Origin of the sequence: Cytobacillus oceanisediminis, from assembly GCF_022811925.1 — a bacterium.
GTDB classification, from domain to species: Bacteria; Bacillota; Bacilli; order Bacillales; family Cytobacillaceae; genus Cytobacillus; species Cytobacillus oceanisediminis_D.
On sequence record NZ_CP065511.1, the window covers coordinates 1821752 to 1846973 of the forward strand.

Here is a 25222-nt window from a genome sequence, read left to right on the forward strand (position 1 = left end):
ATCGAAATGAGGTCGCTGCAATTATGCAATTAAATCGTTTAGTAGCTTTTTATAAGACAATGGGAGACCCAACCAGAATCAGGATTGTTTTTCTTCTTGCCAAAGGGCCTTTGCACGGTCAGGCGATAGCGGGGAAGCTTGGCTTAACCCCGCCAACTATTACCCATCATTTAAATAAACTAAGGGAAATAAACCTCGTTTATCAGAGAAGAGATAAAAATACTGTTTATTTCTATTTAAATGAATCCGTACTGAAACATCAGTCAGGTGTTCTTGCGAAATTGGCAGATAAAGAGGAGGTTAAGAAAATGGAAGAACAAAATATAGAAAGCCAGAAGGTTATTGAAAATTTCTTCACCAGAGATGGAAAGCTTAAGAATATACCTGCACAGAGAAAGAAGAAACTCATGGTTTTTGAGCATCTAATCAAAGGGTTGAAAATGGGAAAAAAATATGAAGAAAAAGAGCTCAACGAATATATTAAACAGTATCATGAAGACTATGCTACGATACGCAGAGAATTTATTATTAATCATTATATGTACAGGGAAAATGGCATTTATGAATTAAATCCTCCAGAAATGTGGGCGAAAATAGAAGGGTAAAGAAGACAGGGCCCTAGTCAGGGCCCTGTATGCTATTAGCGGTAAAAATCCGGTTTGCGGTCAGTAAAAATCGGAATCATGCTGCGGACTTCTTTCACTATATCCAGGTCTATCTCAGCATGCAGGATTTCTTCAGTTTCAGAACCTTCAGCAAGTACTTCTCCCCAGGGATCTATAATCATCGAATGGCCTGCAAAGACATTGTCAGGATCTGAGCCAGAGCGGTTGCATGCAATTACATAGCACTGGTTTTCAATGGCACGTGCAATTAAAAGCGCCCGCCAATGTGCCAGCCGGGCCAATGGCCATTCTGCTACTACAAATAAAGCTTCTGCACCTTCCGCTGTATGGGTCCGCACCCACTCAGGAAAACGGATATCATAACAAATCATCCCTGCAAACTTCCTGTTTTCCAGAGAAAATACTCCCTTGGCTGTCCCTCCTTTCAGATAGAGATGTTCATTCATAAGCTTGAATAAGTGCAGCTTGCTGTATTCATGTATGAAGTCACCATTGTTATCTACAATCAGCAAAGTATTGTAAATGCCTTCGGGTGTTTTCTTTGCAACAGATCCGCCAATCAGATGAACCCGGTTGTTCTGTGCGGCCTCTTTTAAAAAAACTAGTGCTGACCCGGCAGCCTGGTCTGCAATTTCACCCAATCTGGTCAAATCATAGCCTGTAGTCCAAAGTTCCGGCAGTACAATAACATCCGGAGTAGCATTAAGCGCCTTTTTAATCATGGTTTCGGCTGTTTTAAAATTCTCCTCAGGTTTCCCAAATGCAATATCCATTTGCAAACAGGCAATCTTTAATTTCATAAAACTCCCCCGCAATCATCTTATCCTTATGGTAAAATTAGTCCGATAGATGGAAATTTTCAAAATTTTACTTTACAACTTACCATTTACGTTATATCATTTGTGACTATATTTTCAATCTTTTTTTTAAGCAGGTGAACAATTTGGTAAATTATCCGCAATCAGATCTTTTAAAAAGTCTGCCTAAACAGTTTTTTGCATCTTTGACAGCCAAAGTGGGAAAAAAACTCGAACAAGGTTATGATGTCATCAATCTTGGACAGGGAAATCCTGATCTGCCTACCCCAGAGCATATTGTCAAGAGTCTTCAAAGTGCGGCCGTAAATCCGCAAAACCATAAATATTCTCCTTTCCAGGGCTTCCCGTTTTTAAAAAAGGCTGCTGCAGACTTTTATAAAAGGGAATTTGATGTTGAATTGGATCCCGGAACCGAAATAGCCATCCTTTTTGGTGGTAAATCCGGCCTGGTTGAAATCCCTCAATGCCTTTTAAACCCTGGGGACAGCATATTGGTTCCGGACCCGGGATATCCTGATTATTGGTCAGGTGTTGCACTTGCCAAAGCAAAAATGGTGACAATGCCTCTAAGAGAAGAAAATAATTTCTTGCCAGTTTACAGTGAATTGTCAGCAGACCAGCTAAATACAGCCAAACTGATGTTCCTTAATTACCCAAATAATCCGACTGGAGCAGTGGCAAACAAGGATTTTTTTCAGGAAACAGTTGATTTGAGCCGAAGTCATGGCATTTGCATCGTCCATGATTTTGCATATGGCGGTATTGGTTTTGACGGCAAAAAGCCTGAAAGTTTTCTTCAGGCAGAAGGGGCAAAAGAGGTCGGAATTGAAATTTATACTCTTTCAAAAACCTTTAATATGGCAGGCTGGAGAGTTGGATTTGCAGCTGGAAATGCAAGTGTCATCTCAGCACTGAATCTTATGCAGGATCATCTATACGTCAGCTTGTTTGGTGCTGTTCAGGAAGCTGCAGCAGCTGCTCTGTCAGGACCCCAGGATTGTGTTAATGAATTGAATTCCATATACCAATCCAGACGGAATACATTCATCTCTGGCCTGAGGGAAATTGGCTGGGATGTACAAGCTCCTAAAGGCTCCTTTTTTGCATGGCTCAAGGTCCCTGAACAATTTACATCGGAAGAGTTTGCTGACTATCTCTTGGACAAAGCGCATATTGCGGTTGCACCTGGCATCGGATTTGGTGATTTTGGAGAAGGGTATGTGAGAGCTGGTTTGCTGACATCTGAGGATAGACTTAAAGAAGCGGTGGCCCGAATACAAAAATTAGATTTATTTTAATTTTTTTCATAATTCAATTGACAAAAACACGAAGCACTGTCATAATTCTAATTAAATTTTAATTCTAAATTAACTGAATACTCATTTCGTTTTCTTATCAAGAGCAGGCGGAGGGACTAGCCCTATGAAGCCCGGCAACCGACTTATACCTGAGCACGGTGCTAAATCTTGCAGCTTATAGCTGAAAGATAAGAAGATGTTAGATTGCTATGCTAACCTCTTCTTATTTGAAGAGGTTTTTTATTGTTCTCATTCTTTGATTTTTGAAAGGAAGAATATACATGAGTGAAATTATTGCAACGTATCTGATTCATGATGAAAAACATAACCCGGAGAAAAAGGCCGGGGAGATCGCTTTAGGCTTAACGGTCGGGTCATGGACCCATTTGCCCGAACTTGAAAAACAGCAGCTGGAAAAGCATAAAGGCAGGGTCGTTTCTGTTGAAGACCTTATTAAAGATGAAGAAAGAAAGGAAACAGCCGCAGTCATTAAGATTGCCTATCCCACTGTTAATTTCAGTCCGGATTTACCGGCAATATTAACAACAGTCTTTGGAAAACTGTCATTGGACGGAAAGATTAAATTGTTAGATTTACAGTTTTCCAATGAACTTAAAAGCTTTTTCCCCGGGCCTCGATTCGGGATTGACGGACTGAGGGAAAAACTGAATGTATATGACAGACCCCTTCTGATGAGCATCTTCAAAGGGGTGCTCGGCAAAGACATGGATTTTTTAACTTCGCAGCTGAGGGAACAGGCCCTAGGGGGCATCGACCTTGTAAAAGATGATGAAATTCTATTTGAAAACCGCCTTACACCTTTTGAAGCCCGGATAACCGAAGGCAAAGAAGTGCTAAGGCAGGTTTATGAGGAAACAGGCCACCGTACCCTATATGCTGTAAATTTAACAGGCAGGTCTTTTGAATTAAAAGATAAGGCAAGGAAGGCATCCAGACTTGGTGCAGATCTTCTTCTGTTCAATGTATTCTCTTATGGGCTCGATGTTTTGCAGTCATTAAGAGAAGATGATGAGATTGGGCTGCCTATCATGGCACATCCTGCAGTTAGTGGAGCTCTTTCTGCTTCAAGTGTTTATGGGATTTCCTATCCTTTGCTTTTAGGCAAACTCCTCAGGTATGCAGGTGCAGACTTGTCTCTATTCCCTTCCCCTTATGGATCGGTTGCCCTTGAAAAAACTCAGGCATTATCAATTGGGGATGCTCTGACTAAGAATGATTTCTGCAAAAGAACCTTTCCGGTTCCATCAGCCGGCATCCATCCGGGTCTTGTGCCTCTGCTTTTCGAAGACTTCGGAATAGACAGTGTAATCAATGCCGGAGGCGGCGTACATGGGCATCCGGATGGGGCAAGAGGAGGCGGTTTGGCATTCCGCCAGGCAATTGATTTAATTTTAAAGGGGGCTTCTTTGACAGATGCTCCATCAAACTTCCCTGAATTAAAAAAAGCGATTGATCTGTGGGGGTACAAAGAGGTGGCTGTAAAGAATGGCTAAAATAGCGGTTTTTTGTGATTTTGATGGAACTATTACCGAAAATGATAACATCATTCATATCATGAAGCACTTTGCTCCTTCCCAATGGGAAGGGATAAAAAATCAAGTTCTGGGACAGGAAATTTCCATTCAAGAAGGAGTAGGAAAGATGTTTTCCCTTCTCCCAAGCAGTCTGAAAGATGATATCACCGATTTCATCTTGGAAAATGCGAGAGTAAGAGAGGGATTTCAGCCATTTATCGATTATCTGGCAAAAGAAAATATACCGCTTTATATAGTCAGCGGAGGAATAGATTTTTTTGTGGCTCCTGTACTGGATAAGTATGGACCCTTTGAAGAGGTGTTCTGCAATAGTTCTGATTTTAGCGGTGATACAATTAAAATCTTATGGCCCCATAGCTGCGATGAAAATTGCAATAATAATTGCGGCTGCTGCAAGCCTTCCATTATGAGGAAACTAGAAGGTGAGGACACCTTTAAAGTGGTGGTCGGAGATTCAGTAACTGATCTGGAGGCTGCAAAACAGGCAGACTTTGTCATAGCAAGAGACCTGCTCCTGGAGAAAAGCAAAGAGATGAACCTTAATCATTGTGCCTTTGAATCGTTCTATGATTGCATTGAGCTTTTAAAAAGATTAAATGAGGTGAGGGTATGAGCAGACTTGAGGAAAAATGGAATGAGCTTGCAGATATTAAGGATGAGCTCGCAGAAAGGGACTGGTTTATGGGAACGAGCGGAAATCTGGCCATTAAGGTCAGCGGACGTCCCCTTCAATTCCTCGTAACAGCAAGCGGAAAGGATAAAAGGAAACGCACTGATGAAGACTTTCTCCTTGTTGATGAATTCGGACACCCGGCAGGGGAAACACAACTAAAGCCATCCGCTGAAACACTTCTGCATACTGAGATATATAGAAGAACAAAAGCTGAATGCAGTCTTCATGTACATACAGTAGATAATAATGTCATCTCAGAAATTTATGGTGATCAGGAGGCAGTAACATTTAAAGGGCAAGAGCTGATTAAAGCATTTGATAAATGGGAGGAAGATGCTGTTCTTGAGATTCCGATTATTCCGAATCATGCACATATTCCCACGCTGGCTAAGTGTTTTTCTTCCCATATACATGAAGATGCAGGTGCTGTTTTAATAAGAAATCATGGAATTACGGTATGGGGCAAAACCTCCTTTGAGGCTAAAAAGATCCTTGAGGCTTCAGAGTTTCTGTTCCGCTATCAGCTAAGGCTTCTGGAATATAAGCGCAATCAGCTATTTAAAGTAGTCTAATATATTAGCTGCTGTTATTAAACAATGCGGGAGAAAGATTTTAATAGAAAGGAATGATTAGTTTGGCATATATCGTACTGAAAAATTCAAAAAAAGAAATCAGGAATCAGGAAGAGGTTGCAGCTTTTCTGGAAAAGCAGGAGGTTATCTATGAGCAATGGGCAATTGGCAAATTGCCTGAAATTCTGAAGGAAAAATATTTACTTTCCGATGATGAAAAACAAGAAATTCTGGCTGCATTTGCTGAAGAAATTAAGGATATTTCAGAAAGAAGAGGATATAAGGCACAGGATGTAATTTCCCTTTCAGAGAATACGCCAAATTTGGAGCAGCTTCTTCAGAATTTCCAGCAGGAACATCATCATACTGATGATGAGGTGAGATTTATTGTCAGCGGCCATGGAGTTTTTATTATACAAGGAAAAGATGGGGGATTCTTTGAAGTATTCCTGAATCCTGGCGATTTAATATCCGTACCTGAAAACATCCGTCATTATTTTACCCTCCAGGATGATCGAAAAGTAGTAGCCATCCGGATTTTTGTTACCACAGAAGGATGGGTGCCAATTTATGAAAAAAAGGAAGTCCATCAATAATTCGATGACCCATTGCCCCGGCATTGGGTTTTTATTTTCTCACTATAACGATTGGATATTTTTTACATGTTTTAGTCTTGCAAATTTTTTATCAAATCCCGTTGATGCCGCATGTTTAATTTAGCAGAATGTGTCGAAACCCCATGAGGGCGAATTGAAATTGATGTCGATAAAAATAAATTTGGAAAAAGATTGTCTAATATTGCGAATCTATTTACATTTATAGAAATTCTTGTAATAATGCTTCAAGTAGACACATTTATATCGGATAAAGGGATAGGAGTAGGAGGAAGAACGTTGCGCTATAAAAGAATACAGCTGCTGACTGAAATTCAGCAAAAAAGGGAAAAAATGATAGAAACGGCCAAGAAAAATGGAATGGCGAGCCAGGAAACTGTGCGCTGCAGCCAGGAACTTGATCAATTAATTTTTAAATATCAATGCGTCATTAAAAGAGAGAAGGAACAAAAGAAAAGAATGAGGATTTCCTTCCGGGAAATGATTCTCTCATGGAAGAAAGCAGTTGTATAACATTAAAAAGCCGAGCATATATATTGAGCTTATAATAAGGAAGCAAAAAAAGGATCCTTTATGGGTCCTTTTTTTGCAATTGGGAAGCCTGCTTCCTCTTTTCATGATATTGAGCTGCACATTTCTTATTAATTCCTTATTGCAGTACTATGCCTGTATCGAGAATCATATATCGTAATACAAAGCTTTTTTTTATATCTCTTAAAACGAACAATACTTATACAAGCTTTAAGTTAAGAGGAGGGAAAGTAAAAAATGCACATAGTTGTGTGTGTCAAGCAAGTCCCAGATACAAAAATTATTAAAATCAATCCCAAAACCAATACTCTTGACAGGCGCAGTGCTCCTGCCATTTTAAATCCCTATGACGCCCATGCAGTGCAGGAAGCTGTGAAAATAACAAAGTCCATAGGAAAAGGCACCATTTCGGTCTTATCCATGGGACCTCCACAGGCTGTTGCTGTGATTAAGAAAAGTATCGAAATTGGAGCAGACCGCGGTTTTTTAATCTCTGACCGTGCATTTGCCGGCGCAGATACATTGGCAACAAGCTATGCCCTGTCTAAGGCATTAGAACGTATTTCAAAAGATATGCCTGTGGATTTAATCATATGCGGAAAACATGCCATTGATGGAGATACCGGCCAGGTGGGACCAGGAATAGCAAGAAGGCTGGATATTCCGCCTGTTACAAATGTTATAGAGGTATCCGAACTTAATGAAAGTGAAAAAACGATCCTGATCAAAAGGAAAATTACGGACGGATATGAATTAATACAAGCTCAAGTCCCTTGCCTGCTGACCGTTGAAAAGGAGATTAATAGCATAGAATACTCCCCTATGCCTAACATGATAAAAGCTGCCAGGTATGAGCCGGTTATCTGGTCTGTAAATGATCTCGAGGAAGTGGATCGTACACAGCTCGGATTGAAAGGGTCTCCTACGATAGTGGGAAAAATGTTTACCCCTCCCAAGCCGGAAGGCGGAAAGAGGCTTGAAGGGAATGCGGACGAACAGGTTAAGCAGCTGATGGAGCTTCTTAATGATAAGAAAGAGCTGTTTGTAAGCCGATAACAGAAATAATTAGGGGGGATTTACATGATGGATGAGAACCGGGGAGTGTGGGTATTCATAGAACAAAATGATGGGAAAATCGAAGGGGTTTCCCTTGAATTGCTCGGTGCAGGCAGAAAGCTGGCAGATAAGCTGGATGTGCCTCTTTCCGGTGTGCTGCTTGGGTATGAAATAATGTCTTTAAGCCAGGAGGTAATCGCTTATGGAGCTGATCAGGTATATGTAATAGATCATGAAGTAATGAAAGATTACCGCACAGAATCATATATGAAGGCAGTTATAAATCTTGCAGAAAAATATAAACCTGAAATATTTCTCTATGGGGCCACTTCCAATGGTAAAGATTTGGCCAGTGCTGTTGCTACAGATCTTAGCACTGGATTGACTGCGGATACAACCATGCTGGATGTCGAAGTGGATAAGAGGCTTCTTGAAGCAAGCCGCCCGGCGTTTGGGGGAAATATAATGGCAACCATCCTTTGTAAAAAGCACCGGCCGCAGATGGCTACTGTCCGTCCTAAGGTTATGAAAGCCCTGGAGCCAGATCATGATAGGCAGGGAGAGGTTATAGAAGAAGCGATTACCCTAAGCGAAGATGACATGCGCACTAAGGTGATTAAAATTGTGAAAGATGTCACAAAAAAAGTGAATTTAGCAGATGCTCATGTTGTCGTTGCAGGCGGAAAAGGGATGGGTGATTTTCAAAATTTTCAGCTGATCCATGAGCTGGCTGACGCAATTGGAGCAACCGTAGGCGGTACAAGGGATGTAGTGGAGGCAGGATGGCTGCCGCATGAACAGCAGGTAGGGCAGACCGGGGAAACCATTACACCAAAGGTCTATTTTGCTATTGGGATTTCAGGTGCAATTCAGCATGTCGTAGGCATGAAGAATTCAGAGTTCATTATTGCGATTAACAAAGATCCGGACGCACCTATATTTGATGTAGCAACTTACGGAATCGTGGGTGATGCACTTGAAATTGTGCCGAAGCTAATTAAAGAGTTAAAGGAAGCAAGGGAAAGAGGGGGTGAAATGAGTTATGTCTGAAAAGTTTGATGTCATCGTGGTGGGTGCAGGGCCTGCAGGAACTTCCTGTGCTTACACATGCGCCAAAAACGGTCTAAAAGTCCTGCAAATTGAAAGAGGAGAATATCCCGGCAGCAAAAATGTAATGGGCGGAGTATTATACCGTAAGCAAATGGAGGAAATCATTCCGGAGTTTTGGAAAGAAGCACCGCTGGAGCGGCCTGTCATAGAGCAGCGGTTTTGGATGATGGATAAAGAATCAACAGTGAGTTTTGGCTATAAAGGTCTTGAGTGGGGGAAGGAACCATATAATAATTTTACAGTACTCCGGGCGCCATTTGACCAATGGTTTGCAAAAAAAGGGATTGAACAGGGAGTACTTTTAATAAATGAAACAGTCGTGCTTGAGTGTCTGACTGAAAATGGAAAGGTGGTTGGTGTAAGAACTGACCGGCCGGATGGAGAGGTATATGCAGATGTAGTGGTTTTGGCAGATGGTGTAAATTCACTGCTGGCAAAACAGCTGGGCTACCATAAAGAATTTCGCCCTGATGAAGTGGCACTGACTGTAATGGAAGTCATTAATCTTTCAAAAGACAAAATTAATGACCGCTTTAACCTGGAAGACAACCAGGGCTGTACGATTGAAATATTCGGGGACTCCACGAAAGGCAATCTGGGAACTGCCTTTATTTACACTAATAAAGAGAGTATTAATATTGGTGTGGGAACCACGCTGTCAAGCATGATTAAGGCTAAGCTTAAGCCTTATGACCTGCTGGATTATTTAAAAACACACCCTATGGTAAGACCTTTAATAGAAGGGGGAGAATCTGCTGAGTATCTGGCTCACTTGATTCCTGAAGGAGGCTACCATTCAGTGCCTAAAGTGGCCGGGGATGGTGTCCTTCTTGCAGGTGATGCTGCACAGCTGGTTAATGCCATACATCGCGAAGGCTCCAATATGGCAATGGCTTCCGGAACGATGGCTGCAGAAACCATCATTGATGCCAAAAAACGGGGTGATTTTAGCGAAACAAGCTTGAATCAGTACAGGGAAACACTGTATCAAAGCTTTATTATTAAAGACCTGGAAAAATATAAAGATGCAACTCACACGTTTGAACACTACCCGCAGTATTTTAAGGAATATGTTCCAATGCTGAACAGGGCAGCGAGCAAATTCTTTACAGTTGATGGAACTCCTAAGAAAGATAAGCAAAAGGAAATTATGAAGAGCTTCACCAGTGAGCGCGGGACCATTCGTGTGCTTCAAGACATGTACAGGGCATGGAAGGCGGTGAAATAATGTCAACGAAAACGATCGAAGAAAAGCAATATTTAGTTCGTTTTAAGGCAGACACAAAATCACATCTTACCGTATTGGATCATGATATCTGCATGACAAAATGCCCCGATAAAATATGCACTATTTTCTGTCCGGCTGAGGTGTACAAGTGGGAAGGGTTGAGAATGCAGGTGGGTTACGAAGGATGCCATGAGTGCGGCAGCTGCAGGATTGGATGCCCATATCAGAATATTAAATGGGAATACCCTAAAGGCGGTCATGGAATAGTATTCAGGCTTGCATAGGTTAACCCTTCAGGATCTGCAGCTTCCCTATTTCATACAAAAACCGGCCACATTTGGCCGGTTTGAAAAGGGGGGTAATGAAAAAGGTTTTATCTTTCGGTACATTTATATTATAGGTAAGAAATATTAACAAACTGTTAACAATCTATATCAAAACTATTAATCCTGAAGCATACATGTTATTCTGATTTTATTATAAATTACCGCGTTAAAGCTTTTAAGTAATAGTACTTTAGTATCTTAATTTTTTAGGCAGGATTTGTTAAACTAAATGTGGTCGGACTATTATAGTTGACCCCCTATAATCTGGAGAGCTTAGAGAATTCTAGGCTCTTTTTTTATTATGAATTAATAATTCAATTTTTGGGGGATTTTGATTAAAAGTAGAAATTACCTATATGTATGTTATTTCACATTCGAGGGTAAAAAAAGAGTAACGCATAGGGGAATAAATTTTGAGGTTAGCTGATTCTCTCTTGTCTCTTTAAAAAATTGAACTGGGAGTCTTTTACATTGGCTTCAAGCTCTTTAGCATGTTCAAAAGCTTTATGGATGCATTCGTACAGAGTTGAAGAATAAAGCGCCTCATTCCATGAAAAACTTCCTTCTGAATTGGATGGATATAGGGTTACTTTCCAGACGTAAAATTCTTTTTCCTGTTCTTTAAGCTGTCCTTCCAGAGCGATTAGCCAATGGGTTTGCCCAGCCGTAAGGAATGGCTCAGCTGCATTTGCTGGAATAAGGCATTTTTGATAAAAATCAAAGTAGTTTGGCAGGTGCATATTTAATCCCTCCTAACATTTTACAGGGTATTTAGCTGCGCCAAAGAGAGCTAATATCTTACCTTTATTATATGGCAAAAAAGGAGAAGATTGCACACAATTGTTAAAATTTTTAGAAAACTTTTTAAAAAAGAATCTAAATTCCTTTTTAAGAAGGAGGGTTGACCCCTCCTTTTTACCTATTTATTCCATTTTGAAACAGTTTCATCCGGCGGGAGCAATAATGTCAGCAACCCCAGTACGGGAAGAAAGCCGGTTAATATAATCATATTTACCAGACCAACAGTGTCGGCTATATAGCCCAGAGCAATTGAGCCTATTGCCCCCATACCAAAAGCCAGCCCCACTGTAAGTCCCGCCATAGTGCCGATTTTGCCTGGAACTAATTCCTGAGCGTATACTACTGTCACAGAAAAGCTTGACATCAGTATGAATCCGCTTGCCACCAGCATTACAAATGCGATAGGAGATGGAACGAAAGGAATCAGGATGGAAAGCGGAACAGTCAGGATCATGGACAGAAAAATAATCCTTTTCTTTCCAAACCGATCTGCAAGCGGCCCGCCAAAAAATGTGCCTAATGCACCTGATACTAAAAATGCAAATAAGAAGAGCTGTGCCTGACTAATGGAGAAAGAGTATTTCTCTATAGCATAAAAGGCATAGAAATTTGTCATCCCAGCTATATACCATGAACGGGCAAATATCAAAAAGAGAACCAGGATCAGTGCACTCCATACTTTTTTTGATATCTTATTATTTCTATGGACAACAGCTTGTTTTTTAGCTCTGCCGGCCATCAGTTCCTCCTGAAGGCGTCCAGTATACCAAAATGCTATATAGATCAGCAGTCCGACTGCAATAGCAGCAACTGCAGTAAACCAGGCAGCTCCCATTTGACCGAGCGGAACAAGAATGAGCGCGGTAATGATAGGAGCAAGTGCCTGTCCTGTGTTTCCGCCGACTTGATAGATAGATTGAGCCAGACCCCTGCGCTGGCCGGCTGCCATATAAGCAACCCTGGATCCTTCCGGGTGGAACACAGCTGATCCGAGACCAATGAATAATACCGATATAATAATCCATTTATAATCCGGGGCAAAGGCCAATCCTAATATGCCAAATAAAGTGGAAGTCAGGCCGATTGGCAAGGCGAAAGGGAACGGCTTTTTATCAGTGGCCATTCCAACAACCGGCTGCATGATAGACGACACGATATTCAGTGAAAAGGCAATCATCCCCAGCTGTGAGTATGAAAGCCCCATAGATTTTTCTAAAATGGGAAACATGGCTGGAATAACTGATTGAATAGAGTCATTCAATAGGTGGCAAAGGCCAATAATGAATAAGATTCGATAGGCCGTTTTCTGCTGCGGCTCATATCTTGGGCTGACTGAAGCAGCGGTAGTACTCATGATATAGTCTCCTTTTTTCTGAACATTTCGTAAAGCTAAATATAGTTTACCTTATTCATTAGTCTTTCAAAATAGTTATTTTGGAAATCTATTAAATATTATATAATTTACATTATTCAGATTAAATAAGAGGGCAGGAGAGCTAATGGAAAAAGCAGTTGATGCTTTAATGACGGACGATATTCTCACTAATTTCCTTAAGATCTATTCTTTGAATATCGGGAATTATAAAAAGCTGGGTGACTTTGAAAACTATGTTTATGAGGTTCATAGAGATGGAAAAGCACATATTTTGAGGATAACCCACTCATCTCACCGAATGATTGAGGAGCTTCTATCAGAAGCAGACTGGATGAATTATCTGAAATCGAAGGGTTTAAAGGTTCCAGAAGTTTTTCCATCAAAGAATGGGAATATGGTTGAGAGGTTAACAGCTGAGGACGGTTCTCCCTTTTATGCCAGCTTGTTTTCAAAAGCGGAGGGCAAATCAATAAGTGTTCGGGCACCGGAATTCAATAAGGAGTTATTTCAAGCATGGGGAAGAGCGGTGGGGAAAATGCATGCAGCCACAAAATCATATGTTCCATCAGCTGGAATTGTACCGAGAATGCAATGGGATGAAGAAGAACTGCTTTTAGTGGAGAAATATATACCGGTAGAAGATCAATTGGTCATTAAGCATACAAAGGATTTATTGAATCTGCTTCAAAACTTGCCAAAAAATATAAACAATTTTGGCCTTATTCATACTGATCTTCATTCCGGAAACTTCTTTTATGATGGGAAAGATATACAAGTATTTGATTTTGATGACTGCTGCCATCATTGGTTTGCATCTGATATAGCCATTCCGCTGTATTACTCACTTTTATATAAGTTCAAAGAGGCGGATCCAGCAGAAATGAAAATCTTTGGCAAGCAATTCCTGGACTCCTTTTTGGAGGGCTATCAGCTGGAAAATGAAATTCCCGATGATTTGGAAAGGCAGCTGCCCTTATTTCTGAGGCTGAGAGATATCACACTTTATTCGGTCCTTCATAAGAAAATCGCACCTGAAGACAAGAATTCGCAGCTATTGTTTATGATGGAGACGATAAAGAAAAGAATTGAGAGAAACGATCCAATCTATCCGATTTAAAAAAGAAGGTGCCCGGCAGTGTGCACCTTCCCTTTTTATGCGTTTTTGATAGGAAGAAAAATATCTACATGCGTTCCTTCAGTTTCTTTGCTTGTAATAAATATTTCACCGCCGAAAGAATGCAGAATGCGTCTGCAGACCACGAGGCCAAGGCCCGTACCCATTTCCTTTGAAGTGTAAAATGGATGGAAAATCTTTTCAATCTCATTTTCAGGGATGCCTGAGCCTGTGTCTGCAATTTTAAGCTGACACTTGGAATGCATTTTATTTAGCTTGATTGTCAGCTTTCCTCCACCCTCCATTGATTCAAATGCGTTTTTCGTTAAATTCAGGACAACCTGTTTCATCTGGTCTTTCGTACAATCGACCATGACAGGTTCATCTGAAAGAGCAGATTCAAAAGTGACATTGTGTAAATTAGCTTCGGAGAGTATCAAAGGTTCTAATTCTTTTATGATATTTCTCAAATCCATTGTCTCCATCTTTTGAGCTGTAGGTTTACCCAGAATTAAAAATTCACTTACAATCTCATTAATTCTGCTTATCTCATCATTTATAACTGAAAAGTAATACTGGTCATGTGTATTCGTATATTTTTCACTTAATAGCTGTATAAGGCCTTTTATTCCTGTTAAAGGGTTCCTGATTTCATGGGCAGTGCTGGCAGCAAGAGTACCCACCAGTTCCAGCTTTTGAAGCTCATTTTCCTTTTTTTCCTCTTCATTCTGCTTTTTAAGCCTTAAATACTTAATAAAGAGAAATAGAATATGGCTTATAATCATTATTACAAGGATAGCCTTAAAAGCATCTTTGGCAATTGCCAGCATATCTCTTGGCGGCAATTCTACTTTTACACTCCAGGGAAGCCTGTCAATTGGGATTGAAATGCTATTATGGCTGGAAAACGATGAGTCACCATTCATGTTGATGTCCATAATCGTTTCCCTTTCTGAATTAAGGACAGAAAGTCGTGCTTCTGGAGTAAGAAGTCTCATAATATTTTGTACGTAATCCACCCTCATATGTGCCACAATAATAGAGATTAAATCTCCAGTGTCATTGAATACGGGTTTGCCTATCCCAACTACTGTTTGCCCATTGATTAGTGTTTCAGGGGAGTTAGAGATAACAATATCTTTCGTGCGCGAAACCTCTTTTAGATATTTCTTATTAGATAAATCGGAGTTCGCTAAAAATTGATTTGACCCTGTTAGAACCTTTCCGCTGGGATCAAGAAGGTAAATCCCGCCATACCGCGGATCCAGCTGATTGGCTTTTTGGAGCAGAGGCTCCAGTTTATCAGAGGGTGTGTCAGCACTTCCTGCAGTCAGTGATAACATCTCAAGTGTGGTCACAGTTTCAGAAATAAACTGATCCCAGCTTCTTTGGTGTATGGAGCCAATCCATTTTGCTTCTTCCAGTCTTTCCTCATCGTTTTGATTAACAGAGTTCATAAAGAAAAAGATGCTGCCGGCCAAAGTGGGAATAATTACTGCGATTAAATATAGTAGTAAATTTCGGTTTCGACTATTCATCAGGTTAACTCCAGCATAATTAGGTTGATTTGTTCTTATCTAACTGACATTATCAATATTATACCATTTTGTGTTAAAAGAGGTTTATTTATATCAAAGGAATGATATTTTATATGTAAGGAGGGGTTTGATGAAATCAGAAGTTTTTCTCACGATTTTAGCTACAAGTGATGTCCATGGACATGTTTATCCATATTACTATGGAACTGGTGAGCACGCTGATCATGGGCTGGGCAAGCTTGCAGCAATAATAAAGAAAGAAAAGGAACAATCTGAGATCTCCATTCTTATTGATAACGGTGATCTGATCCAGGGAACTCCTCTAACTTATTATTATTCCAGATACTTAAATAACCAAAAAAATCCCATGATTCAAATATTAAATGAACTTGAATACGATGCAGCTGTAATCGGAAACCATGAATTCAACTATGGAAAGAACATACTTGCAAGAGCTGTCAGTGAGTCCAATTTCCCATGGCTGTCAGCCAATATATTATTCAATTCAACAAAGGAAACGTATTTCGGGCTCCCCTATAAAATAAAATCTTTTCCAAATGGTTTGAAAGCAGCGGTAGTAGGTGTCACAACCCAATATATTCCCAATTGGGAGAAAAGGCAGCATATTGAACATCTTGTTTTTGAATCTGCGGTGATCAGCTTAAAAAGGTGGGTTTCATATATTCAGGAGGAAGAGAAACCAGATTTGATTATTGTCTCTTATCATGGAGGCTTTGAAAGGGATATCAGAACAGGTGAAGAGACGGAAGAACAAACTGGAGAAAATGAAGCATATCGGATCTGTACAGAAGTTCCTGGAATCGATGTGCTGATTACCGGGCATCAGCACCGTTTTATTAAAGGAGAACAAGTAAATGGTGTGGCTGTTGTTCAGCCGGGATTTAATGGCCAAGCGCTTGCAAAGGTTACCGTTAAATTCAGAAAGAAACACAATGATTGGCTGATTGATGAAAAACACTCTGCCTTAATTTATCCCGACGGAATGCCGCCTGATAATGAGGTTCTGCAGCTGGCCGGGTATTATGAATCCAAAACCCAGAAATGGCTGGATACAGTGATCGGTGAAATGGATGGGGATATGCTGATTGATGATATATTTGAGGCGCGTACAGGGGAGCACCCACTGATTGAATTCATAAATAAAGTGCAGATGGAAGCGTCAGGTGCTGATATTTCTTGTACTGCCTTATTTCATGAGGGTGCACCCGGATTAAAGTCTAAAGTAACGATGAGAGAAATTGTTTCTAACTATATTTATCCAAATTCATTATGTGTTCTCAGAGTTACAGGAAAGGACATTAAAGATGCTTTGGAGCGGTCAGCAGCTTATTTTAAATTGAGTAGTGATGGAAAAATTATAGTGAATCCTGATTTTTCATATCCAAAGCCACAGCATTATAATTACGATATGTGGGAAGGTATTGAGTATAAAATAGATGTTTCACGACAAAAGGGCAGCCGGATCACAAAGCTTCTATATAAAGGGCATCCAATCAGGGAAGATGGCGAGTATCATGTAGTAATGAACAATTACCGTGCTGCCGGCGGGGGAGGCTACAATATGTTCAAGGATAAGCCGGTGGTGAAAGAAATTTTAACCGATATGACCGAATTGATTGCCGACTATTTTATTGAAAAGAAAAAGGTAATTCCAACTCTTAATCACAATTGGGAGGTTGTAGCGGGCAAATGATCCGGATGTGTTAAATTGACAGCTTTCTTCCTGTTTTCTATAATGATTGAGAATTGAATTTATGTAAACGCCACTAATTAAAAGGTAAAGGGATTGGATAAAATGGAGTCTGAACAAATTGACCAATCGTTGAAATTGTTTATTGTCCTGTCCAGGGCATATAGGGCAATAAATGAAAACGTAAATAAACTAATACAAACTTATGGAGTGAATCCAACTGAATTTGCTGTTCTGGAACTGCTTTACCATAAGGGTGACCAGCCTTTGCAGCAGATCGGCGGGAAAATACTATTGGCCAGCGGAAGCATCACATATGTAGTGGACAAGCTAGAGCAGAAAGGCTTGTTAAAAAGGGTCGCATGCCCGAATGACAGAAGAGTTACCTTTGCGCAAATAACAGATAAGGGAAAAGACTTTATCGAAAATATATTCCCTGATCATGAAAAGCATATCCATTCATTAATGTCCGAGCTTACTCCAGAAGAAAAAGGTACGGCCATTGAGTTATTAAAGAAGCTTGGACTGTCTATCTCCAATGAAAAAAATGCGTACAATAATTAAAACAGCCTTGACCGGCTGTTTTTTATTTTGTGCTTTATAAGATATGTTCAGGGGAGGAATTAACCAAATATTGTCGAAATAGTTTAATGGTTTGATTAAAATCGATTTACATATACACGAGGGGGCAATAATGTGAGATTTGAAGACTATACATATGTTCGTCCGGATCTTGAAAAAGTAAAGGGGAAATTCGAAGCAGCGCTTGAGAAATTTGAAAATGCTGCTTCTGCAGAACAGCAAAATCGAGCTATGAAAGAAATCAATGATATTCGCAATGAAGTCGGCACGATGTTCAACCTTTGCTATATCCGTCATTCAGTTGATACGAATGATGAATTTTACAAAGCAGAGCAGGATTATATGGATGAGATTCAGCCTGAAGTAGAAGGGTTTGTTACAAAGTATTATCAGGCTTTGGTTAATTCCAGGTTCAGGGCAGAGCTTGAAGAAAAATGGGGGAATCAGCTGTTTGCGCTTGCAGAAGCACAATTGAAGGTGTTCTCCCCAGAGATTGTTCCGCTTTTGCAAAAAGAAAATAAGCTTTCATCAGAGTATACTAAATTAATTGCCTCAGCCAAGATTGATTTTGAAGGTGAAGAACGCACTCTTGCCCAATTGGAGCCATTTACTGAATCTACGGATCGCGAAATGCGAAAAAAAGCAAGCGAAGCACGCTTTGGTTTCCTGGCAGATAATGAGAATGAGCTGGACCGTATTTATGATGAGCTTGTCAAGGTTAGAACAGAGATTGCCCATAAACTTGGATATGCGAATTTTGTTGAACTGGCTTATTTCCGCATGTACCGAACAGATTATAACGCGGAGATGGTTGCAAATTTCCGCAAGCAGGTGAAGGATTTCATCGTTCCAATCGCCACAAGGCTAAAGGAAAGGCAAAGAGAGCGGATTGGCGTTGACAAGCTGAAATTTTACGATGAAGGATTTGAATTTAAAACAGGAAATGCTGTACCGAAAGGCGATCCGGGATGGATTATTGAAAACGGACAAAAAATGTATGACGAGCTTTCCAGAGAAACCAGTGAATTTTTCTCTTATATGAGAGAAAATAATCTAATGGACCTGGTAGCCAAAAAGGGAAAAGCAGGGGGCGGCTATTGCACTTATATTGAAGACTATAAATCCCCATTCATTTTCTCTAACTTCAATGGAACTTCAGGAGATATTGATGTTCTTACCCATGAAGCAGGCCATGCATTCCAGGTGTATTCAAGCAGCCATTTTGAGATACCTGAATATAACTGGCCAACCTATGAAGCTGCTGAAATTCATTCCATGAGTATGGAGTTTTTCACTTGGCCATGGATGGAGGGCTTCTTTAAAGATGATACCGAGAAATACAAGTTTTCTCATTTGAGCGGAGGACTGCTATTCTTGCCTTATGGAGTATCAGTTGATGAATTCCAGCATTGGGTATATGAAAACCCGGAAGCATCACCTCAGGAAAGAAAACAGGCATGGAGAGAAATTGAGAAGAAATACCTGCCGCATAAAGATTATGATGGCAATGAGTATTTAGAGAACGGCGGATTCTGGCAGAGGCAGGGCCATATCTACAATTCACCTTTCTATTATATCGATTATACATTGGCACAGATTTGTGCATTTCAATTCTGGAAACGGTCCCGGGAGAATCAGGAAGCGGCATGGAAGGATTATTTGAAACTGTGCCAGCTTGGCGGCAGCAAGCCTTTCACAGGTCTTGTTAAAGATGCCGGATTGATTTCTCCTTTTGAAGAGGGCTGTGTCGAGTCTGTTATCGGAGAAATTGAAAACTGGCTGAATTCCGTGGATGATAAGAGTTTATAAAAATATAAGAAAGAGCCGGAAATTAATCCGGCTCTTTTCAATGCTTATTGGGGCAGGGGCTTAATGACAATTATTTCGTTTTCGAGATCGGCCTGCAATTGGCTATTTCCGCCATGATCAATGATGAAATCAGCAATCTTGTCTTCAAGTTCATCCTGGATGATCCTTCTTAATGGCCGTGCGCCAAAAGCAGGATGATATCCATCTGCTGCTAATTTCTCCTTGGCTTCCTGGGTAACAGTCAATTCAATATCCTGTTCATTTAATGTTTCCTGAAGCTCATTAAGCATTAAGTCGACAATTTTCAATAAATGCTCTTTTTCCAAAGCTTTAAACTCAATAATGCTATCAAAGCGGTTCAGGAATTCCGGCTTAAAGAAGCTGCCGAGCGATTCAAGAATGTTTGACTCCATGACGGCGTCAGCTGCGCCAAAACCAACATGGATTTCCTTTTGCCCAGCTCCTGCATTGCTTGTCATGATAATGACTGTATCTTTAAAGCTGACAGTGCGGCCCTGGCTATCTGTCAGGCGTCCATCTTCCAGTATTTGAAGGAACATGTGCTGTACATCTGGATGTGCTTTTTCTATCTCATCAAGCAGAATGATGCTGTATGGGTTTCTGCGTACCTTCTCAGTAAGCTGTCCGGCTTCTTCATGACCCACATATCCTGGAGGGGAACCGATAATTTTTGATACGCTGTGTTTTTCCATATATTCACTCATATCAAGCCTGATCATGCTGTCTTTTGAGCCGAATAGCTCTTGGGCAAGTGTTTTGGTCAGCTCAGTCTTGCCGACGCCTGTTGGCCCGACAAATAGAAAAGAGCCAATTGGGCGGTACTTTGATTTAAGTCCTGCACGGCTTCGGCGAATTGCCTTTGCAACTTTCCTCACGGCTTCCGCCTGTCCAATTACTTTTTCTGCAAGACTTTCCTCAAGGTTCTGCATTTTTTCCTGCTCATCTTCTGCTAATTTGCCGACAGGAATCCCAGTTTTCTTTTCGATAATCTCCTGAATATGGCTAACTTCAATAACTGGCCGTTCAGCCTTGTTGTCCCCGTTTAGTGCCTGCTGGAGCTTTAGTTCCTCTTCACGGAGTTTTGCAGCCTCTTCATATTTTTCTTCTTTTAAAACAAGTTCTTTTTGCCTGCTGATTACTTTCAGCTGTTTTTCAATATCTTCTGCTGGTATATATCCTGATTGAAGATTCATTTTAGAACCTGCTTCATCCATTAAATCAATGGCTTTGTCAGGAAGGAACCGGTCCTGAATATAGCGGCTTGACAGCTGCACACATGCTTTAATGGCATCTTCAGTAAAAGAAACATCATGGTAATCTTCGTATTTTTGTTTCAGTCCCATCAAGATTTCAATTGCCTCATTTGCAGCAGGCTCTTCTATTTGAACAGGCTGGAATCTGCGTTCCAATGCAGGATCTTTTTCAATTTGGCGGTATTCTTTTAATGTAGTGGCTCCGACCACTTGAAGCTCTCCCCGTGCAAGGGCGGGCTTTAGAATATTGCCTGCATCCATTGATCCTTCGGCTGAGCCTGCTCCAACAAGCAAATGAATTTCATCTATAAAGAGAATAATATTCTTCCGTGTCTGAAGCTCCGAGATCAGCTGCTTCATGCGTTCTTCGAATTGGCCGCGGATGCCTGTGTTTGCAACCAGGGATGCCACATCCAGCAAATAGACTTCTTTATTTTGAAGTTTCTTTGGTGCATTTCCCTCGGCAATCTTAATGGCTAGCCCTTCGGCAATAGCTGTTTTACCTACTCCTGGTTCACCGATTAAGACCGGATTATTTTTGCTTCTTCTATTTAATATTTCAATCATACGATTTATTTCTTCATCCCGTCCGATGACTGGGTCAATTAAACCGGCTTTGGCAAGCTGTGTAAGATTTCGTCCGAATTGATCGATAAATCCGCCATTGCCATGATTGTGTCCCGGCGCTTCTTTTAGACCATAGTTTTCATTTCCTTGAGAGGCAGCCATCTTCTTGAATAAATCCTCTAAAGGCATTTGGCCAAAACCTGAAAAACCACTCAAAGCAGGCCCAAAGGAAGTAAGGCTATGTTGCTTTTCAGTTTGATAACAGCTATGGCAAAGGTTTAGATTTCGTTCACTTCCATTCAATTTCAGTCTTAATTGTACATTTGCTTGTTTTGTTTGACATTTTTGACAAAGCATTTTGCATACCTCCATTAAAAGTTTGGTCTGACTTTGACTATATTTGACTTTATACCTGCATTATAATTTGACCTTCTTTGACTTTCAAGTATTTTGTTTTGGTATTTTTACCCATAACTGAAGTTTAGCCTTATTGCAAAAAGCTCGTCTTTGTTTGTACTAGCCTACATATATTGGAAAGGAAGGAGGAGATTAAGTGAAGACGAATTGGGGGGCAGCTTTCCAGATCGCTGCCGTTTATGTGGGAACCGTGGTGGGAGCGGGCTTTGCCACTGGCAGGGAGATTGTGGAGTTTTTTTCCCGATTTGGTTTTATCGGTTTAATTGGGATTATAATGAGCGGCTATATCTTTATTTTTCTCGGCTCCAAATTAATGAGAATCTCTGCACGAATAAAGGCCGCATCTTATCAGGAATTAAATGAATATTTATTTGGAAGATTTTTTGGTTCTGCCATTAATATATTGATGCTGTTTATGCTGCTGGGAGTTTGCGCCGTCATGCTGTCAGGAGCAGGAGCAGTGTTTGAAGAACAGATCGGCATCAGCAAGACTGCAGGATTGCTCATAACGATAGGGTTAACAATTATTACAATGATAGTGGGCATTCGCGGATTATTCGCTGTGAATACGTTTGTTGTTCCGATGATGATTGCATTTAGCTTTATTTTATTGTTCATAAGCATGAAGCTTCCTAATTTTGCAGAACAGGTCCTATTTATCCCATATGCTGAAGATGGATGGAAAGCGGTTGTGGCTCCGTTCTCTTATACGGCTCTGAATTTGACATTGGCACAAGCAGTATTAGTGCCTGTGGCTTCAGAAATAAATGATGATCGGACAATAAAGTGGGGTGGATATCTTGGAGGTGCCGCATTGACCCTCATCCTGCTTTCCAGCCATTTGACACTGATGATGCTCCCAAATCTGGAGGCTTTTGATATCCCAATGGCTGCAATTGTTAAGACATTGGCATCATCTTTCTATTGGATATTTGTTTTTGTCATCTATGGTGAAATTTTCACTTCTGTTATTGGGAATGTGTTTGGGATCGAGAGGCAGGTAAAAAAATATGTTTCCGTGCCGAGTATTATTATTGTGGGCTTTATCTTTGTAGTATGTTACTTTATCAGTTTGATCAATTATGGAACATTGCTTTCCTATTTATATCCAGTTTTCGGATATGTAAGTTTGACATTTATTATTCTTCTGTGGATGAAGCCATTCGATGATGGAAGTAAAGGCAAGAAAGCTTGATAAAAGCTAAATAAAAGAGATCCGTATTGCACGGATCTCTTATTCATTCCATTATTTTTGCGGCTCCTCTTTCATAATGGTTTTCGCCATCTGAAGGAAAGCATCTTCATGGTCAGCTTCTTCCTTATTGAATAGGGTAAGCTTCAGTGAAAGATCTTCGTTTTTCACAAGATAGGCTGAAACCTTCTCACCGTTTCCTTCAGCCTTCATTACAGTAGCATCTTTGTAAAAATTATCTGAAGGAGCTTCAGATGTCTGCACATTTTCGCTAACAGCTTCTAATTGTGCTTTTGTGTTTTCTTCGATCATGTTCCAATCTGCATCATTCGGAAGAAGTTCAATACGCATGAATACCTGATCATTTTCTGAAAGGTATAAGACATCTTTATTAGGCTCCTCGGCCGTTAATTCATAGGCTGGCAGAACGTAAATAGAATAATTTTGATTATCACTATGTTTCAGGAAGGCAGTCTCTTCCTTTTCTTCACCCTCAATCGTATAAGTCATATTCTGTTCAAGGATTCTGATAACACTGTCTCCTTCTCCCACAGTGCCCTCTTCTTCTGATTCCTGTTCTTCAGTTTGTTCCTGTCTATCCTGTCCTTCTGAAGCTGTTTCTTCTTCATTTTGTCCAGGATCTGCTCCATTGCCGGAATCATCCTGAGCCGTGCCGCAGCCTGCCAGGATAGCAGCAAATAATCCCAGCATTAAGATGAATTTCGCCATATTTTTCATTATTGTTTCATCCTCCCGTTGTCTCTTCTAGCGCTTTTGCATAATTAGACGTAAATGGAATAAAAGTGTTACATATAAATTCCTATTATTTAGTACATTACCATTTATGTAAAACATCGACAAGACTCAACAAAGACTCCAAAAAATAGACAATCCATGAAGGATTGTCTAATCATCATTGAAATCTGCACGAGGCCATCTAATAAAAGGGGAGCAGGACGAACATCAATAAGTCAAAAATCAGGTGGGATACGATTACAAGCGGAATGCTTCTTTTCCATGCGTATAGCCATCCCCAGAAGAGGCCTGCGATTAACGCTGCAAAGGCTAGCATCCAGTATCCTGAATAAAAATGAACTGAAGAATAGAGGAGAGACGATAATATGATGGATAACTTAACAGTCGTAAGTTTCATCAATCTCTTTTGAACGAATCCTCTCCAAAAGACTTCTTCTCCAGGAACAATGATTAAAATCAGCACAATATAGTGCCAGATAAGGGAAGGTGAAAAACGGTCATATAGTTTTTCAACCTGATTAACAAGGGGAAGATTGAGTATTTCAAATAAACTATATCCAGCCCAAAAAAGTCCGTACAATAGAAAACCTGAAAGGACTCCATAGGTAATAAATGTTCCAAAAGAGGCCTTGTCTTCCACTTCCTCCATTATGATGGAATAACTGATTAGAAGCAGTAAAGAGGCAGAAAAGATATACCAAAAAATTGATTTATCCTGAAATGTAAAATACATAAGCAGATGAGCGAGTAATATCCCGCCAATAAAGCGGACATCTGCGGTAACACTCTTCAATTTTTAATCTCCTTTCAATAAGAAAAGCGGAAGCGCCTTGCCGAGGCCCGATCCCTCGGGGGGGTTGGCGCTGCAGCCAGACAGTTCTCAAAGTACAAAAAACTTTCTTATCTTTTTAAAAATAACCAAACACTATTCTAACAAAAAACAATCCTAAAAAGTAAGGAAAAGATTTCTTTGGAAACGTTAAGATAAAATAATGCAGATATGCTAATCATAAGCCCATGAGAAGGGAGGTATGTATAATGACAAAATCAAAAAGAGAAAAAGAGCGTGCTTGGACGGTAAGAAAGCAGGATCAGCACCCACATGGTAAAGTGAAATCATTAAAAGAACTGTCCGGGGAAAAAGAATAAAATCATGGCCCCCTAATCTGGGGGCCGCGCATGTGCAGAAATCCAAGGGGGCGTCATTTAAAAAATGCAAGCTGAAAAGGGAAGAGGCAGGAGGAGCAGAAAGCATCAAAATGTCTAATGAAACTGATAACATGCAAAAAATAAAAAAGCAGCAAGAGAGCTGCTTTTTATGACTCGAAAGAATACGCTTTCATTTTTTTCTTTTATACTGCGGATTCTCTTACAACCTTATAATTTTTATGATTGACAACTGTTCTTTGATCTAATTCCAAATCACGGTAGTTATCCATATACGTTAAATCTACAATAACAGAATTCTCATTTACTTTTTCTACAATTCCCTGTAAGCCGTCACGAAACTCAATAATATTGCCAACCTCTGCTTTCTTCAAAAAGCATCTCTCCTTTTGTCCATTTCTTTCGCTGGTAATAACAGTTTGCACTATATTATGAAATGCGTAAAGAATTTTGCAATTCACTGCTGCTTAGGTAATTTATTACAGCATTAGGTTGGTAATATTATACCAGA

At 40.2% G+C, this 25222-nt stretch carries 25 protein-coding genes and 1 riboswitch; of the genes, 17 read left to right on the plus strand and 8 right to left on the minus strand.

Annotated features, from left to right (window positions below; all coding sequences use genetic code 11):
* Nucleotides 1–23 precede the first annotated feature (23 nt).
* Nucleotides 24–605, plus strand: a complete 582-nt coding sequence (locus IRB79_RS09370; RefSeq protein ID WP_243508212.1) for a DUF2087 domain-containing protein — start codon at nucleotides 24–26, stop codon at nucleotides 603–605.
* Nucleotides 606–640: 35 nt separating this feature from the next.
* On the opposite strand, the gene IRB79_RS09375 is transcribed toward IRB79_RS09370, so the two are convergent.
* Nucleotides 641–1426, minus strand: coding sequence for a carbon-nitrogen family hydrolase (locus IRB79_RS09375; protein ID WP_243508213.1), 786 nt, complete (start codon nucleotides 1424–1426; stop codon nucleotides 641–643).
* A 143-nt stretch (nucleotides 1427–1569) separates the two neighbouring features.
* On the opposite strand from IRB79_RS09375, the gene IRB79_RS09380 reads away from it, so the two are divergent.
* From IRB79_RS09380 to IRB79_RS09425, 10 genes are all read left to right on the plus strand, one after another.
* A complete protein-coding gene (locus tag IRB79_RS09380; RefSeq protein ID WP_243508214.1) occupies nucleotides 1570–2742 on the plus strand; it encodes a pyridoxal phosphate-dependent aminotransferase in 1173 nt (390 codons plus the stop codon).
* Nucleotides 2743–2833: 91 nt separating this feature from the next.
* A riboswitch (SAM riboswitch) is annotated at nucleotides 2834–2937 on the plus strand.
* A gap of 86 nt (nucleotides 2938–3023) precedes the next feature.
* Nucleotides 3024–4256, plus strand: a complete 1233-nt coding sequence (locus IRB79_RS09385; protein ID WP_243508215.1) for a 2,3-diketo-5-methylthiopentyl-1-phosphate enolase — start codon at nucleotides 3024–3026, stop codon at nucleotides 4254–4256.
* Nucleotides 4249–4911 (plus strand): 2-hydroxy-3-keto-5-methylthiopentenyl-1-phosphate phosphatase, encoded by a 663-nt coding sequence (locus IRB79_RS09390; protein ID WP_243508216.1) that lies wholly within the window; start codon nucleotides 4249–4251, stop codon nucleotides 4909–4911. Before IRB79_RS09385 ends, IRB79_RS09390 begins: the two co-directional genes overlap by 8 nt.
* Nucleotides 4908–5543 carry a methylthioribulose 1-phosphate dehydratase gene (locus IRB79_RS09395; RefSeq protein WP_243508217.1) on the plus strand — a complete coding sequence of 212 codons (636 nt, stop codon included), beginning with the start codon at nucleotides 4908–4910 and terminating at the stop codon, nucleotides 5541–5543. The genes IRB79_RS09390 and IRB79_RS09395 overlap by 4 nt, the downstream gene beginning before the upstream one ends.
* 53 nt (nucleotides 5544–5596) lie before the next feature.
* On the plus strand, nucleotides 5597–6139 hold the full coding sequence (locus IRB79_RS09400) for a 1,2-dihydroxy-3-keto-5-methylthiopentene dioxygenase (protein WP_243508218.1): 543 nt from the start codon (nucleotides 5597–5599) through the stop codon (nucleotides 6137–6139).
* A 297-nt stretch (nucleotides 6140–6436) separates the two neighbouring features.
* Nucleotides 6437–6670 (plus strand): aspartyl-phosphate phosphatase Spo0E family protein, encoded by a 234-nt coding sequence (locus IRB79_RS09405; protein ID WP_243508219.1) that lies wholly within the window; start codon nucleotides 6437–6439, stop codon nucleotides 6668–6670.
* Nucleotides 6671–6925: 255 nt separating this feature from the next.
* Complete coding sequence (locus IRB79_RS09410) at nucleotides 6926–7744, plus strand: electron transfer flavoprotein subunit beta/FixA family protein (protein ID WP_221877608.1); 819 nt, start codon at nucleotides 6926–6928, stop codon at nucleotides 7742–7744.
* A gap of 24 nt (nucleotides 7745–7768) precedes the next feature.
* Nucleotides 7769–8794 carry an electron transfer flavoprotein subunit alpha/FixB family protein gene (locus IRB79_RS09415; RefSeq protein WP_243508220.1) on the plus strand — a complete coding sequence of 342 codons (1026 nt, stop codon included), beginning with the start codon at nucleotides 7769–7771 and terminating at the stop codon, nucleotides 8792–8794.
* Nucleotides 8787–10082, plus strand: a complete 1296-nt coding sequence (locus IRB79_RS09420; RefSeq protein ID WP_243508221.1) for an FAD-dependent oxidoreductase — start codon at nucleotides 8787–8789, stop codon at nucleotides 10080–10082. The genes IRB79_RS09415 and IRB79_RS09420 overlap by 8 nt, the downstream gene beginning before the upstream one ends.
* Entirely contained in the window at nucleotides 10082–10366 is a 285-nt protein-coding gene (locus tag IRB79_RS09425) for a ferredoxin family protein (RefSeq protein ID WP_019381639.1), read from the plus strand. Before IRB79_RS09420 ends, IRB79_RS09425 begins: the two co-directional genes overlap by 1 nt.
* Before the next feature lie 461 nt (nucleotides 10367–10827).
* Here IRB79_RS09425 and IRB79_RS09430 read toward each other — a convergent pair whose 3' ends face one another.
* Both IRB79_RS09430 and IRB79_RS09435 read right to left on the minus strand, forming a co-directional pair.
* A complete protein-coding gene (locus IRB79_RS09430; protein ID WP_243508222.1) occupies nucleotides 10828–11148 on the minus strand; it encodes a hypothetical protein in 321 nt (106 codons plus the stop codon).
* 179 nt (nucleotides 11149–11327) lie between these two features.
* Nucleotides 11328–12563, minus strand: a complete 1236-nt coding sequence (locus IRB79_RS09435; RefSeq protein WP_243508223.1) for an MFS transporter — start codon at nucleotides 12561–12563, stop codon at nucleotides 11328–11330.
* A 145-nt stretch (nucleotides 12564–12708) separates the two neighbouring features.
* On the opposite strand from IRB79_RS09435, the gene IRB79_RS09440 reads away from it, so the two are divergent.
* Nucleotides 12709–13701: a phosphotransferase enzyme family protein gene (locus IRB79_RS09440; protein WP_243508224.1), complete on the plus strand. Its 993-nt coding sequence runs from the start codon at nucleotides 12709–12711 to the stop codon at nucleotides 13699–13701.
* 35 nt (nucleotides 13702–13736) lie between these two features.
* Here the strand turns inward: IRB79_RS09440 and IRB79_RS09445 are convergent, their stop codons facing one another.
* Entirely contained in the window at nucleotides 13737–15236 is a 1500-nt protein-coding gene (locus IRB79_RS09445; RefSeq protein WP_243508225.1) for a PAS domain-containing sensor histidine kinase, read from the minus strand.
* Between the two features lie 130 nt (nucleotides 15237–15366).
* On the opposite strand from IRB79_RS09445, the gene IRB79_RS09450 reads away from it, so the two are divergent.
* From IRB79_RS09450 to IRB79_RS09460, 3 genes are all read left to right on the plus strand, one after another.
* Nucleotides 15367–16950: a bifunctional metallophosphatase/5'-nucleotidase gene (locus tag IRB79_RS09450; RefSeq protein ID WP_243508226.1), complete on the plus strand. Its 1584-nt coding sequence runs from the start codon at nucleotides 15367–15369 to the stop codon at nucleotides 16948–16950.
* 102 nt (nucleotides 16951–17052) lie between these two features.
* Nucleotides 17053–17511, plus strand: a complete 459-nt coding sequence (locus tag IRB79_RS09455; protein WP_243508227.1) for a MarR family winged helix-turn-helix transcriptional regulator — start codon at nucleotides 17053–17055, stop codon at nucleotides 17509–17511.
* A 132-nt stretch (nucleotides 17512–17643) separates the two neighbouring features.
* Nucleotides 17644–19338, plus strand: a complete 1695-nt coding sequence (locus IRB79_RS09460; RefSeq protein ID WP_243508228.1) for a M3 family oligoendopeptidase — start codon at nucleotides 17644–17646, stop codon at nucleotides 19336–19338.
* A 44-nt stretch (nucleotides 19339–19382) separates the two neighbouring features.
* Here the strand turns inward: IRB79_RS09460 and IRB79_RS09465 are convergent, their stop codons facing one another.
* Nucleotides 19383–21536 (minus strand): ATP-dependent Clp protease ATP-binding subunit, encoded by a 2154-nt coding sequence (locus IRB79_RS09465; RefSeq protein ID WP_243508229.1) that lies wholly within the window; start codon nucleotides 21534–21536, stop codon nucleotides 19383–19385.
* A gap of 196 nt (nucleotides 21537–21732) precedes the next feature.
* Between IRB79_RS09465 and IRB79_RS09470 the strand changes: the two genes are divergently transcribed.
* Entirely contained in the window at nucleotides 21733–22791 is a 1059-nt protein-coding gene (locus IRB79_RS09470) for a YkvI family membrane protein (RefSeq protein ID WP_243508230.1), read from the plus strand.
* Between the two features lie 51 nt (nucleotides 22792–22842).
* Here IRB79_RS09470 and IRB79_RS09475 read toward each other — a convergent pair whose 3' ends face one another.
* Together IRB79_RS09475 and IRB79_RS09480 are read right to left on the minus strand one after the other, a co-directional pair.
* Nucleotides 22843–23526 carry a hypothetical protein gene (locus IRB79_RS09475; protein ID WP_243508231.1) on the minus strand — a complete coding sequence of 228 codons (684 nt, stop codon included), beginning with the start codon at nucleotides 23524–23526 and terminating at the stop codon, nucleotides 22843–22845.
* A gap of 199 nt (nucleotides 23527–23725) precedes the next feature.
* On the minus strand, nucleotides 23726–24337 hold the full coding sequence (locus IRB79_RS09480; protein ID WP_243508232.1) for a CPBP family intramembrane glutamic endopeptidase: 612 nt from the start codon (nucleotides 24335–24337) through the stop codon (nucleotides 23726–23728).
* Between the two features lie 245 nt (nucleotides 24338–24582).
* Between IRB79_RS09480 and IRB79_RS09485 the strand changes: the two genes are divergently transcribed.
* Complete coding sequence (locus IRB79_RS09485) at nucleotides 24583–24693, plus strand: DUF6254 family protein (RefSeq protein WP_019381647.1); 111 nt, start codon at nucleotides 24583–24585, stop codon at nucleotides 24691–24693.
* A 203-nt stretch (nucleotides 24694–24896) separates the two neighbouring features.
* On the opposite strand, the gene IRB79_RS09490 is transcribed toward IRB79_RS09485, so the two are convergent.
* Nucleotides 24897–25085 carry a YkvS family protein gene (locus IRB79_RS09490; protein WP_009331029.1) on the minus strand — a complete coding sequence of 63 codons (189 nt, stop codon included), beginning with the start codon at nucleotides 25083–25085 and terminating at the stop codon, nucleotides 24897–24899.
* Nucleotides 25086–25222: the final 137 nt, after the last annotated feature.

Coding starts and splice junctions, on each gene's coding strand:
- IRB79_RS09415 (WP_243508220.1), top strand. CDS start 7,769: ATGATGGATGAGAACCGGGGAGTGTGGGTATTCATAGAACAAAATGAT.
- IRB79_RS09430 (WP_243508222.1), bottom strand. CDS start 11,148: ATGCACCTGCCAAACTACTTTGATTTTTATCAAAAATGCCTTATTCCA.
- IRB79_RS09390 (WP_243508216.1), top strand. CDS start 4,249: ATGGCTAAAATAGCGGTTTTTTGTGATTTTGATGGAACTATTACCGAA.
- IRB79_RS09445 (WP_243508225.1), bottom strand. CDS start 15,236: ATGAATAGTCGAAACCGAAATTTACTACTATATTTAATCGCAGTAATT.
- IRB79_RS09440 (WP_243508224.1), top strand. CDS start 12,709: ATGGAAAAAGCAGTTGATGCTTTAATGACGGACGATATTCTCACTAAT.
- IRB79_RS09435 (WP_243508223.1), bottom strand. CDS start 12,563: ATGAGTACTACCGCTGCTTCAGTCAGCCCAAGATATGAGCCGCAGCAG.
- IRB79_RS09400 (WP_243508218.1), top strand. CDS start 5,597: ATGATTAGTTTGGCATATATCGTACTGAAAAATTCAAAAAAAGAAATC.
- IRB79_RS09425 (WP_019381639.1), top strand. CDS start 10,082: ATGTCAACGAAAACGATCGAAGAAAAGCAATATTTAGTTCGTTTTAAG.
- IRB79_RS09410 (WP_221877608.1), top strand. CDS start 6,926: ATGCACATAGTTGTGTGTGTCAAGCAAGTCCCAGATACAAAAATTATT.
- IRB79_RS09465 (WP_243508229.1), bottom strand. CDS start 21,536: ATGCTTTGTCAAAAATGTCAAACAAAACAAGCAAATGTACAATTAAGA.
- IRB79_RS09475 (WP_243508231.1), bottom strand. CDS start 23,526: ATGAAAAATATGGCGAAATTCATCTTAATGCTGGGATTATTTGCTGCT.
- IRB79_RS09455 (WP_243508227.1), top strand. CDS start 17,053: ATGGAGTCTGAACAAATTGACCAATCGTTGAAATTGTTTATTGTCCTG.
- IRB79_RS09395 (WP_243508217.1), top strand. CDS start 4,908: ATGAGCAGACTTGAGGAAAAATGGAATGAGCTTGCAGATATTAAGGAT.
- IRB79_RS09450 (WP_243508226.1), top strand. CDS start 15,367: ATGAAATCAGAAGTTTTTCTCACGATTTTAGCTACAAGTGATGTCCAT.
- IRB79_RS09485 (WP_019381647.1), top strand. CDS start 24,583: ATGACAAAATCAAAAAGAGAAAAAGAGCGTGCTTGGACGGTAAGAAAG.
- IRB79_RS09385 (WP_243508215.1), top strand. CDS start 3,024: ATGAGTGAAATTATTGCAACGTATCTGATTCATGATGAAAAACATAAC.
- IRB79_RS09420 (WP_243508221.1), top strand. CDS start 8,787: ATGTCTGAAAAGTTTGATGTCATCGTGGTGGGTGCAGGGCCTGCAGGA.
- IRB79_RS09375 (WP_243508213.1), bottom strand. CDS start 1,426: ATGAAATTAAAGATTGCCTGTTTGCAAATGGATATTGCATTTGGGAAA.
- IRB79_RS09370 (WP_243508212.1), top strand. CDS start 24: ATGCAATTAAATCGTTTAGTAGCTTTTTATAAGACAATGGGAGACCCA.